Source organism: Amycolatopsis sp. NPDC004079 (assembly GCF_040610415.1).
Taxonomy (GTDB): Bacteria; Actinomycetota; Actinomycetes; order Mycobacteriales; family Pseudonocardiaceae; genus Amycolatopsis; species Amycolatopsis halotolerans.
Genome location: NZ_JBEXMH010000035.1, coordinates 83,654 through 94,728, shown reverse-complemented (window position 1 = coordinate 94,728; position 11,075 = coordinate 83,654). Strand labels below are relative to the sequence as shown.

Sequence of the window (11,075 nt, the reverse complement as noted above, 5' to 3'; positions counted from 1 at the left end):
GTTGCTTGTCAAGGCGGGAAAGATGCCTTGACAAGCAACCCCAGACCGCAGGGACGCTTCGTATCGGGGTGCGGGGGAGGGGCTGGGTGCCTCGATCGTTGGGTGCATCGGCGGCGGTTTCGGGTTGGGGCTAGCGCCCCAATGCGGCATTGGGTGCGTCTGACGCACCGAACGCCACATTGGGTGCGTCGCGATCGCGGCAGGGCGGGCGGCGGGATTGGTCCGGTTCGCCGTGTTGGTCACTGATCGTGGCAAGCCAAAGAGGGGCAGCGCGGAGCCGCTGATCCTGCCGATCTGCGTGGCTGGCGGCACGATGGCCGGATGACCACAGTCGCATTCCTCGGCACCGGAATCATGGGCCGTCCGATGGCCGCCAATCTTGCTCGCGCTGGGTTGAGCGTGCGGGCTTGGAACCGCACGCTCGCGAAGGCTGAGCCGCTTGCTGCGGAGGGCGTCACGGTTGTCGAGACTCCCGGCGAAGCGGTGAAGGGGGCCGACTTTCTGGTCACCATGCTCGCGGACGGGCCTGCGGTCGCGGAGGTGTTTCGGGGGCTGTCGCTGGAGCCGGGGACGATTTGGTTGCAGACCAGCACCGTCGGGGTCGAGTGGGCTGATCGGCTTGCTGAGGCGTCCGTCGCGGCTGGGGTTCCGTTCGTGGATTGTCCGGTGATGGGGACGAAGGGGCCTGCCGAGCAAGGGCAACTGCAGGTGCTCGCGGCGGGGCCGGACAACGTGCACGACGGGGCCGCGGAGGTGTTCGACGCGATTGGCTCGAAGACTCGCTGGCTCGGCACCGAACCTGGCACCGCGACGCGGCTCAAGCTGGTGATGAACGCTTGGATTCTCGCGCTCACCAACGGTACCGGCGAGAGTCTCGCCCTGGCGCGCGTGCTGGGGGTGGACCCGCAGTTGTTCTTCGACGTCATGAGCGGCACTGGGTTCGACGTTCCTTACGCGCGAGCGAAGGGGCCGATGATGCTGTCCGGCGAGTACCCGGCGAGCTTCCCGGCCTCGCTCGCGGCGAAGGACGCGCGGCTCGTCGTGGAGGCTGCGGGGCACGCGATCGACGTCGGCGGGGCGGCGGCTGCGTTGGCGCATCTCGAGAGCGCCGTCGAAGCGGGGCATGGCGAGGACGACATGGCGGCGGTGTACGAGGGGATCGTCAAGAAGGGGCATTGAGCAGCGACGCGACTCGGTCCACGCCGATGCCGGAGACGAGCAGGCGTTCCTTCGCGTTTCCCAGCAAGCGCGCGGTCCAGGGGGTGAAGCCGCCATCGCCTACTGGGACTGGTCCGGTGCCGAAGTCTGCGGTGACGGTGAAGCAGAGGCCGAAGTAGTAATCGCGGCCGACGGCGCGGTCTGAGGCGTCGGAGACCTCGACATCCGGCAACGCGTCTTGCACTGAAGCGGCGAAATCGGCGAAGCGGCTGTCCAAAGTGGTCACTTCGAAGCCTGCTGCGCGGGCGCCGGCGGCGCGTACTGCGGTGGTGAGGAGTCGGGCGTGTTCCACCAGGTGTTCGCGTTCGAAGGCCAGGCTCCCGCGGTCGCGACCGGCGGTGACGGCGGCGAACAGGGAGAAGTGTGCGAAGAGTCCGGGGCCTGGAGGTTGGGCTCGGACGACGCGTTGCACGGTGGTGAGCCGTACCGGCGAGGAACCGGTGCGGCGGACTGCGGCTTCCAGCGCGAGGCCGTTTGTCGGGTCTGCGGCGACTTCTGTGCCGCGGCCGGTCGGGACGACGCGGTGCTGGGACAGTCCGGCCACTGTGGAGTGAGTGCCGAGCGGGGTCACCGGGGAGAGCGTGACTCGGTCGAATTCCGGCGGGGCAGCGGAAAGCAGGGCGTCTTCGACTCGCCGCAAGACCTCGAACGGCAACGGCGCTGGCGTGGTGAAGCGGTCCGCGCGATAGCGGCGCAGGACGTCCGGGCCCCGCAGTTTCGCGGCGCGGCGACGGGCTACTTCCAGTTGCAGCGTGGTCAGGTCCGCGCCGGGAAGCTCGGCGAGCACGTCGGCGGCGGGCCCGCCCGGTCCGGCGAGCACGCGGGGGAGCGGGCCGTTCGAAGAGTCCATCGCCCGAGCAGACCAGCCCCGGACCCGTCTCCGCGACCTTTTTTCTCCCGCCGCCCAACCGCGAGATCGCGTCGGCGTGTCAGCGAGCGGTGTGACCGCCCCCAGGCGGGCGCACCGCTCGCTGACACGCCGACTTCCAGGCGATCTCGCCGCGGCGGCGAAGCCGCCGCAATCAAACACAGCCACAGGCGGTAACCTCACACCACCTAAGACCCCGCACCACCCGAGGAGGGCCCGTGTCGGCAGGGCAGATCGCCGCGCTGATCGCCGCAGGAGCTTTCGTACTGCTGGTCTTGCTGCTGGCGATCCCGCTGCTCAAACTCGGCCGCACGCTGGACGAGGCGACGATCGCGATCCGCAAGGCGCACGAGAACAGCGACCCGATCCTGATCGGGGCCAACGAGACGATCACGCACGTCAACACCCAGCTCGAGCGCGTCGACGGGATCACCGCGAACGCGCAGGCGGTGAGCGGCAACGTGTCCGCGCTGTCTTCGGTGTTCACCGCGACGCTCGGCGGCCCGCTGGTGAAGACCGCCGCGCTGTCGTACGGGATCAGCAAGGCGATCCGCGCGCGCCGCAAGCGCCAGGACGCGAAGGCGCAGCGCCCGGCCCGCCGGGGGAAGAAGTGAAGCGGCTGTTCTGGCTCGGGGTCGGGGTCGTCGCGGGAGTCGCGCTGAGCCGCAAGGCGAGCGAAACCGCTCGTCAGGCCACGCCCGCCGGGTTAGCATCGAACGTGGGCGACGCCGTGCGGGAACTCGCGGGTGCCGTCGGTTCGTTCGGCGCCGAGGTGCGCGCCGGGATGAACGAACGGGAACAGGAGCTGCACGACATGGTCGAGGAGCGGACCGCCGCCGTCACGCCGCCTTCGGGCGCGGGCAGGCACGCCGCACGTCGCCCCGCCCGGCGAGCTCGCCGGGCGGAGGGCTGATCTCCGCGCGCCTTCCGCCGCTTCCGACCCCCGTTTCCTTCCCCGGCCGAAGCCGGGTCTTCAGCACAAGGACGTACCCGTGGACACACACGAGATCACCGACCGTTTCCTGCGCCACTTCGAAAGCCGGGGCCACACGCGCGTGCCGAGCGCCCCGCTGATCCTCGACGACCCGAACCTGCTGTTCGTCAACGCGGGCATGGTCCAGTTCAAGCCGTACTTCCTCGGCGAGGCCCCGCCGCCGTACCCGCGCGCGACCTCGGTGCAGAAGTGCGTGCGCACGCCGGACATCGACGAGGTCGGCAAGACCACCCGGCACAACACGTTCTTCCAGATGGCGGGCAACTTCTCGTTCGGCGACTACTTCAAGGAAGGCGCGATCGAGAACGCCTGGGAGCTGATCACCAAGTCCCAGGACGACGGCGGCTTCGGCCTCGACCCGGACCGGATCTGGGCGACCGTATACGAGAAGGACAGCGAAGCGGCCGGCCTGTGGCGCAAGCTCACCGGCCTGCCCGGCGAGCGCATCCAGGTCCGCGACGGCAAGGACAACTACTGGGACATGGGCGTGCCCGGTCCCGGCGGCCCGTGCTCGGAAATCTACTACGACCGCGGCCCCGCGTACGGCCGCGAGGGCGGCCCGGTCGCCGACGAGGACCGCTACATCGAGATCTGGAACCTCGTCTTCATGCAGGACGTCCGCGGCGAGCAGAGCCCGAAGCTGGGCCACCCGCCGATCGGCGAGCTGCCCAAGAAGAACATCGACACCGGCATGGGCGTCGAGCGCGTCGCGACGATCCTGCAGGGCGTCGAGAACGTGTACGAGACCGACCTGGTGCGCCCGGTGATCGGTCGCGCCGAGGAGTTCTCCGGCCGCCGCTACGGCGCCAACCACGCCGACGACGTGCGCTTCCGCGTCATCGCCGACCACGCGCGCACCGGCGTGCTGCTGATCGGCGACGGCGTCACCCCCGGCAACGACGGCCGCGGCTACGTGCTGCGCCGGCTGCTGCGCCGCATCGTCCGCTCCACGCGCCTGCTGGGCGTGCAGGAGCCGGTGCTGCAGGAGTTCGCGAAGGTCGTCAGCAAGACCATGGGCCCGACGTACCCCGAGCTGGTCAGCGGCTTCGACCGGATCTCCGAGGTCGTGCGCGTCGAGGAGGAGGCGTTCCTCGCCACCCTCACCAGCGGTTCGCGCATCTTCGACCTGGCCGCGGCCGAGACGAAGAAGGGCGGCGGCGACGTCCTCGCCGGCGACAAGGCGTTCCAGCTGCACGACACCTACGGCTTCCCGATCGACCTGACCCTCGAGATGGCCTCCGAACAGGGCCTGAGCGTGGACGAGGCCGGTTTCCGCACGCTCATGGAGGAGCAGCGCAAGCGCGCGAAGGCGGACGCGGCGTCGCGCAAGAGCGGCCACGGCGACCTCTCCGAGTACCGCAAGGTGCTCGAGCAGCACGGCGAAACCCAGTTCCTCGGCTACACCGAGCTGCAGGCGGACGCGAAGGTCGTCGGCCTGCTCGAGGACGGCCTGCCGGTGCGCAGCGTCGCCGCGGGCCGCAAGGCCGAGCTGGTGCTCGACCGCACCCCGTTCTACGCCGAGAGCGGCGGGCAGATCGCCGACACCGGCGTGCTGGTCGGCGACGGCGTCGAGCTGAAGGTGCTCGACGTGCAGAAGATCGTGCCGGGCCTGTTCGTGCACCGCGTCGAGGTCACCGAGGGCGAGGTCGGCATCGACACCCGGCTCACCGGATCAGTGGACGCGAACCGGCGGCTCTCGATCGAGCGCTCGCACTCGGCGACGCACCTCGTGCACGCGGCGGTCCGCGGCGCGTACGGCAAGCGTGCGGCGCAGGCCGGTTCGCTCAACGCGCCGGGCCGGATGCGGTTCGACTTCACCACCCCGGGTGCGGTGTCGGCGGACATCCTCACCGAGGTCGAGCAGGAAGTGAACGACTACCTGCAGACCGACGTCGAGGTGCGGAGCTACACCACGACCAAGGACAAGGCGCTCGAGCTGGGCGCGGTCGCGCTGTTCGGCGAGAAGTACGGCAACGACGTCCGCGTCGTCGACATGGGCGAGTACTCGCGCGAGCTGTGCGGCGGCACGCACGTCGGCCGGATCGGCCAGCTGGGCCTGGTCAAGCTGGTGTCGGACGCGTCGGTCGGCTCCGGCGTGCACCGCGTCGAGGCACTGGTCGGCCCGGACGCGCTCAAGCACGTCCGCAAGGAGCAGCTGCTCGTTTCGCAGCTGGCGAACACGTTCAAGGTGCCGTCCGACGAGCTGCCCGGCCGGATCGAGGACGTGCTGACCCGGCTGAAGAACGCGGAGAAGGAGATCGAGCAGCTGCGCACGCAGCAGGTGCTCGGTTCGGCGGGCGCGCTGCTGGACAAGGCGCAGGACGTCTCCGGCGTCTCGGTGGTCGCCGAGGTCGTGCCGGACGTCGACGGCAACGGCCTGCGCGCGCTCGCGTCGGACATCCGCGGCCGGCTCGGCGAACGCGCCGGTGTGGTCGCGCTGTTCGCGCCCTCGGGGGAGAAGGTGGCCTTCGTGGTCGCCACGACCTCCGCGGCGCGCGACAAGGGGATCGCGGCGGGCAAGCTCGTGCCGTCGTTCGCCGAGGCGATCGGCGGACGCGGCGGCGGCAAGCCGGACATGGCCCAAGGCGGCGGCAGCAACCCGGCCGGCGCGGAGCAGGCCGTGACGGCCCTGCGCGCGGCGGTCGCGAACCTTGGCCGCTAATTCCAGGAGAGGCCCGGATCGGCCCGGCGAGTCCGATCCGGGACGGGGCAGGCGGCTCGCGGTCGATGTCGGGTCTGTCCGGGTGGGGGTCGCGCTGAGCGATCCCGCCCCCGTGCTCGCGAGCCCGCTCGTTACCCTCTCCCGTGATGCGAAGGACGACAGCGATCTGGACCGGCTTGCCGACCTCGTCACCGAACACGAGGTGGTCGAGGTGATCGTGGGCTTGCCGAGGACGCTGGCGAACCGGCAGGGCGCGGCCGCGGACATCGCGGTCGCGTATGCGGAGAAGCTCGCCGGGCGCGTGGGGGACGTGCCCGTGCGGCTGGCAGACGAGCGGTTGACGACGGTCACCGCGTCGCGAATGCTGTCCCAGCGGGGGGTCAAGGGACGCAAGCAGCGCGCCGTGGTCGACCAGGCAGCGGCAGTCGAGATCCTGCAAGCCTGGCTCGACGCCGCCGCCGCGCACCGCGCCCGGAAAGGCGACTCATGACCGACCCCCGCGGCCCCGGCGATCCGGGCGGCCGCCGTCGGCTGCGCAACCCCGACACCCCGGATTTCCCGGACCCCGCAGCGGGTTCCGGCGCTCCGGGCGGGCGGCGCAGGCGGCGCGAGCCTGAAGACGAACCACCTCCTCGCCGCGCGCGCGGCGAGGCGCCAGACGGCATGCCGCCGTCTGGAGAGCGACGACGTCCGCGTGGCGATGTGCCGCAGCGTCCTCCCGCGGCGGAAGGACGCCGTCGTGCGCCCGAGGGCGCGCCTCGCCCGGCTGGCGAAGCGACCCGTCGCGTCGCACCGGACGCGATGCCTCCTGCCGAGCCTCCGCGTCGCCCGGCCGCTGATGCGCCGCCGACCCGGCGTCGCCGTCCGGCCCCGCCGCCCGCGGAGCGCCCGAAGCGCTCGACGGAGAACTGGGATCTGCCGCCGCACGCGGCCGACGACCTTCCGCGCGCCCGTCCGCGCCGCATAGCTCCCGGTGACGCACCGGTGAGCGGGAACGAAGTTTCGCCCGCGGAGGTCGAGCCGCCAGCCGGTCGACGCCGTCGCCGCGAGGACGTTCCGCCGGTTGACGCCGAGCCCCCGGCAGGCCGTCGCCGCCTCGAGGACGCGCCGCCAGCCGAGCCGCCCGCTGGGCGTCGCCGTCGCCGCGACGACGTTCCGCCGCCGGTCGACGTCGAGCCTCCGTCCGGTCGCCGTCGCCGGGATGACGTCGACGTGCCGGCGGAAGCCGTCGCGCCTGGCCGTCGCCGGGCGCCGGACATGCCACCGCCGCCTCCGGCCCGGCGCGCGCCCGCTCCGCCGCCGGACGGCTCCATGCCGCCGGACCCGCGCTTTGCCGACACCTCGATGCCGCGCGATCCCAGGTTCGCGGACACGTCGATGCCGCCGGATCCCCGGTTCGCCGAGGCCTCCATGCCGCGCGACCCGCGTTTCGCGGACGCTTCGATGCCGCGCGACCCGCGCAACCAGCCGCCGCGCCGGCAGCCGGTCGAGCAGCCCACCGAAGTGATCCCCACCGTGCCTGCTGCAGCGCACGAGCCGGAGCACCCGGACGACCAGCAGCCGATCGACGGCCTCTTCGAGGACGAGTACGACGAATACGGCGAGTACGAGGACTACGACGACGAGTACGACGGCTACGACGAGGACGGCTACCCGGAAGACGCGGCCGAGCCGCCGGTCGAGGAGCCGCCCGCGAAGAAGCCCCGCAAGAAGAAGCGCAAGCGCGCGATCGGCTGGATCGCCGCGGTGCTCGTGCTCGTCCTGCTCAGCGGCGGCGCCTATTTCGGGTATCAGAAGATCTTCGGCTACGCGGACTTCGACGGTTCCGGCGAAGGCGACGCGCTCGTGCAGGTCGAACAGGGCGACACGACGTCCGCGATCGGCGCGAAGCTCACCGACGCGGGCGTGGTCGCGAGTTCCCGGGCGTTCGTGAAGGCGGGCGCGGACAACACCGCGCTCAGCAAGATCCAGCAGGGCTATTACCTGCTGCGTCAGCACATGTCGGGCGACGAGGCGGTCAACCTCATCACCTCGCCGACCGCGCGCGTCGGGCGGCTGGAAATCCGGCCGTACACGCAGTTCGACGACATCACGCAGCCCGACGGCAAGGTGACGCCGGGCGTGTTCAGCCTGATGTCGAAGGCGTCGTGCGCGACCTTGAACGGCAAGAGCACCTGCATTCCGGTGGACCAGCTGCGCAAGACGGTCGCCGACGCCGACCTCAAGGCGCTCGGCGCGCCCGAGTGGGCAGTGGCCGACGCGGGCAAGGCGCTGAGCAAGGACAAACGCCTGGAAGGCTTGATCGCGGCCGGCGTCTACGACGTGAAACCCGGCTGGAGCGCGACCGAGCTGATCACCGACCTGGTGAAGCAGTCGGCCGACACGATTCAGGCGTCCGGCCTCACCGCGCAGAACACCGGGCCGGGGAAATCGCCGTACGAGACGCTGATCATCGCGTCGCTCATCGAACGCGAGGCGATCAAGCCGGACTTCGGCAAGATTTCGCGAGTGATCTACAACCGGCTCTCGCAGAGAATCAGGCTGCAGCTGGACTCCACTGTCAACTACGTGCTGGACCGCCCGACGCTGCTCACGAAACCCGAGGACCGGGCGAAAGCGGGACCGTACAACACCTACGCCAACTACGGTCTCCCGCCGACGCCGATCGCGGTGCCCAGCATGGACGCGATCAAGGCCGCGGTCAGCCCGACCCCCGGCGACTGGGCGTACTTCGTGAAATGCGAGAAGGACGGGCATTCCTGCTTCGCGGTCACGAACGACCAGCACAACGCGAACCGGGCCCTGGCGGAGCAGCGTGGCGTCCTCAAATGACCGGCCGCGCCGCGCGGCGGTGCTGGGCAAGCCGGTGGCGCATTCGCTGTCGCCGGTGCTGCACCGCGCGGCGTTCGCGGCGCTGGGCCTGGACGGCTGGACCTACGACCGCGTCGAAACGGACGCGGCCGAGTTGCCCGGGTTCGTCGACGGTCTCGGCCCGGAGTGGGTCGGCCTTTCGGTCACCATGCCCGGCAAACGAGCCGCGCTCGACCACGCCGCCGAAGTCACCCCGCGCGCGGCGGCGGTCGGTGCGGCGAACACGCTCGTGCGCCGTCCGGACGGTTGGTTCGCCGACTGCACGGACGTCGACGGCGTGACCGGAGCCCTGCGGTACGCCGGTGGTTACTCGCCTTCCGCGAGCGACCAGGCCGTAGTGCTCGGCGCGGGCGGGACGGCCGCGGCTGCCGTGGTCGGGTTGGCCGCGCTGGGCGTCACGACGGTGCGTCTGGTGGTGCGGGAACCGGCGCGAGCTTCGGAAACCGTGGACGCGGCCAAGCGCGCGGGTCTGGACGTGGACGTGCTGCGATGGTCCGAAGTGGACTTCGCGGAGCTGGCGGACAGCACGGCGGTGCTGGTCAACACGGTGCCGCCGGACGCGGTCGTGCCGCACGTCGCGGAGCTGTCCCGGGTCGGCAGCGTGCTCGACGTGATCTACCACCCGTGGCCGACTCCGCTGGCCGAAGCGGTCGAGCGGCGCGGGGGACGGCTCGCGACCGGGCTGGACATGTTGCTGCACCAGGCATTCGGGCAAGCGGAGCAGTTCACCGGGCGGCCGGCGCCGTGCGAGGAAATGCAGGCGGCGCTGCGCGAGGCGAGCGGAAACATTCTGCCGCTGCCGATTTCCTGATATCCTGACGGGCTGTTTTCCATCAGCATCAGGGGGATCCGCTGTGACCAGGCAACAGTTCGGCGAGGAAGAAATCCAGGCGGCATGGGTGGGCGAGGCGCCGAAACTCGGCACCACCGTCACGCTCGCCGAGTACGACCCGGAATGGCCGCGGCTCTACGACATCGAGGCGTCGCGGATCCGCGCGGCGCTCGGGGAACGCGTGCTGCTGCTCGAACACGTCGGCTCCACCTCGGTGCCGGGCCTCGCCGCGAAGCCGATCGTCGACATTCTGCTCGAAGTGCCTGATTCGGACGACGAGGCGGCGTATGTGTCCGACCTCGAAGCGGCGGGCTACCGGCTGGTGATCCGCGAACCGGACTGGGAGAAGCACCGTTGCTTCAAAGGCCCGGACACGAACGTCAACCTGCACGTCCATTCGCCGGGCAACGGCCAGACCGAGCGCTACCTGCTTTTCCGCGACCGGCTGCGCAGCCACCCGGAAGAGCTGGCGCTGTACCTGGAGAAGAAGCGTGAACTCGCCGCGCGGGTCTGGGAGTACGTGCAGAACTACGCCGACGCGAAGAACGACGTGATCGACGAGATCATCGAGCGGGCGCGCAACGCCTGACCCTCGGGTTACGGTGGGCGGCATGAAGATCGCGATCCTCGACGACTATCAGAACGTGGCTCTCCAGTGCGCCGACTGGGGGTCGCTCGGGGCGGAGATCGAGGTGTTCAGCGAGCCGTTCGCCGGGCCGGACGAGACCGTCGCGCGGCTGGCCGGGTTCGACGTCGTGGTCGCGATGCGCGAGCGCACGCCGTTCCCGGCCGCGGTGTTCGACCGGCTGCCCGGGCTGAAACTGCTGGTCAGCACCGGACGGCGGAACGCGGCGATCGATCTGGACGCGGCTAAGCGGTGCGGCGTCGTCGTTTCCGCGACCGGGGCGCTGGCCGCGCCGACGGTGGAACACACGTGGGCGCTCATCCTGGCCGGTGCGCGCAATCTGCCCCTCGAGTTCCGTTCGATGCGCGAGGGCGGCTGGCAGGTCGGGCTCGGGATGGCGCTGCGGGACAAGACGCTCGGCCTGCTCGGGCTCGGCAGGCTGGGCGCCGAGGTCGCGCGGATCGGCCAGGCGTTCGGGATGAAACCGATTGCGTGGAGCCAGAATCTCACCCCGGAGCGGGCGGCGGAGCACGGCGTGACGGCGGTGTCCAAAGAGGACTTGTTCGCGCGGGCGGATGTGTTGTCGGTCCACTTGGTTCTGTCCGAGCGCACCCGGGGTCTGGTCGGTGCGGCCGAATTCGCCGCGATGAAGCCGTCCGCACTGTTGGTGAACACCTCGCGCGGGCCGATCGTGGACGAGACGGCGCTGCTGGACGCGTTGCGCGGCAAGAAGATCGCCGCGGCCGCGCTGGATGTCTACGACGTCGAACCGCTGCCCTCGGACCATCCGCTGCGGACGCTGGACAACGCGATCCTGACCCCGCACATCGGCTACGTGAGTCGGGAAACGTACGAGATCTTCTACGGCGGCGCGGTGGAGGACATCGCCGCGTTCCAGTCGGGCGAGCCGATCAACGTGCTGACCTGACCGAGTAGGGCCTGCCGTGCGGCGTCGCGAGTGGCGGTTTTGTGGTGTGGCGGCGGATTTTTGGTTCCGGAGGGTGA

At 70.6% G+C, this 11,075-nt stretch carries 9 protein-coding genes and 1 pseudogene; 9 read left to right on the top strand and 1 reads right to left on the bottom strand.

Features of this window, described 5'->3' with window-relative positions:
- Positions 1-321: 321 nt before the first annotated feature.
- Positions 322-1,179 (top strand): NAD(P)-dependent oxidoreductase, encoded by an 858-nt coding sequence (locus ABZX37_RS30310; protein ID WP_354745270.1) that lies wholly within the window; start codon positions 322-324, stop codon positions 1,177-1,179.
- Here ABZX37_RS30310 and ABZX37_RS30305 read toward each other — a convergent pair.
- The gene (locus ABZX37_RS30305; protein WP_354745268.1) at positions 1,163-2,068 is read right to left on the bottom strand and encodes a hypothetical protein; all 906 of its coding nucleotides are present in this window, start codon (positions 2,066-2,068) and stop codon (positions 1,163-1,165) included. The genes ABZX37_RS30310 and ABZX37_RS30305 overlap by 17 nt on opposite strands.
- Before the next feature lie 236 nt (positions 2,069-2,304).
- Between ABZX37_RS30305 and ABZX37_RS30300 the strand changes: the two genes are divergently transcribed.
- The 8 genes and pseudogenes from ABZX37_RS30300 to ABZX37_RS30265 all read left to right on the top strand — a co-directional run bounded on the left by ABZX37_RS30300 (position 2,305) and on the right by ABZX37_RS30265 (position 10,998).
- Positions 2,305-2,700, top strand: coding sequence for a DUF948 domain-containing protein (locus ABZX37_RS30300; RefSeq protein ID WP_354745266.1), 396 nt, complete (start codon positions 2,305-2,307; stop codon positions 2,698-2,700).
- Positions 2,697-2,999 (top strand): hypothetical protein, encoded by a 303-nt coding sequence (locus tag ABZX37_RS30295; RefSeq protein WP_354745264.1) that lies wholly within the window; start codon positions 2,697-2,699, stop codon positions 2,997-2,999. The genes ABZX37_RS30300 and ABZX37_RS30295 overlap by 4 nt, the downstream gene beginning before the upstream one ends.
- 79 nt (positions 3,000-3,078) lie before the next feature.
- Positions 3,079-5,742: an alanine--tRNA ligase gene (gene alaS, locus ABZX37_RS30290; RefSeq protein ID WP_354745262.1), complete on the top strand. Its 2,664-nt coding sequence runs from the start codon at positions 3,079-3,081 to the stop codon at positions 5,740-5,742.
- Positions 5,732-6,232, top strand: a complete 501-nt coding sequence (gene ruvX, locus ABZX37_RS30285; protein ID WP_354745260.1) for a Holliday junction resolvase RuvX — start codon at positions 5,732-5,734, stop codon at positions 6,230-6,232. Before alaS ends, ruvX begins: the two co-directional genes overlap by 11 nt.
- 494 nt (positions 6,233-6,726) lie before the next feature.
- Positions 6,727-8,574: an endolytic transglycosylase MltG gene (gene mltG / locus ABZX37_RS30280; RefSeq protein ID WP_354745258.1), complete on the top strand. Its 1,848-nt coding sequence runs from the start codon at positions 6,727-6,729 to the stop codon at positions 8,572-8,574.
- Complete coding sequence (locus ABZX37_RS30275) at positions 8,558-9,424, top strand: shikimate dehydrogenase (protein ID WP_354745256.1); 867 nt, start codon at positions 8,558-8,560, stop codon at positions 9,422-9,424. Before mltG ends, ABZX37_RS30275 begins: the two co-directional genes overlap by 17 nt.
- A 43-nt stretch (positions 9,425-9,467) precedes the next feature.
- A pseudogene (locus ABZX37_RS30270) lies at positions 9,468-10,031 on the top strand (GrpB family protein); the annotation flags it as partial.
- A gap of 25 nt (positions 10,032-10,056) precedes the next feature.
- Complete coding sequence (locus ABZX37_RS30265) at positions 10,057-10,998, top strand: D-2-hydroxyacid dehydrogenase family protein (protein ID WP_354745254.1); 942 nt, start codon at positions 10,057-10,059, stop codon at positions 10,996-10,998.
- Positions 10,999-11,075: the final 77 nt, after the last annotated feature.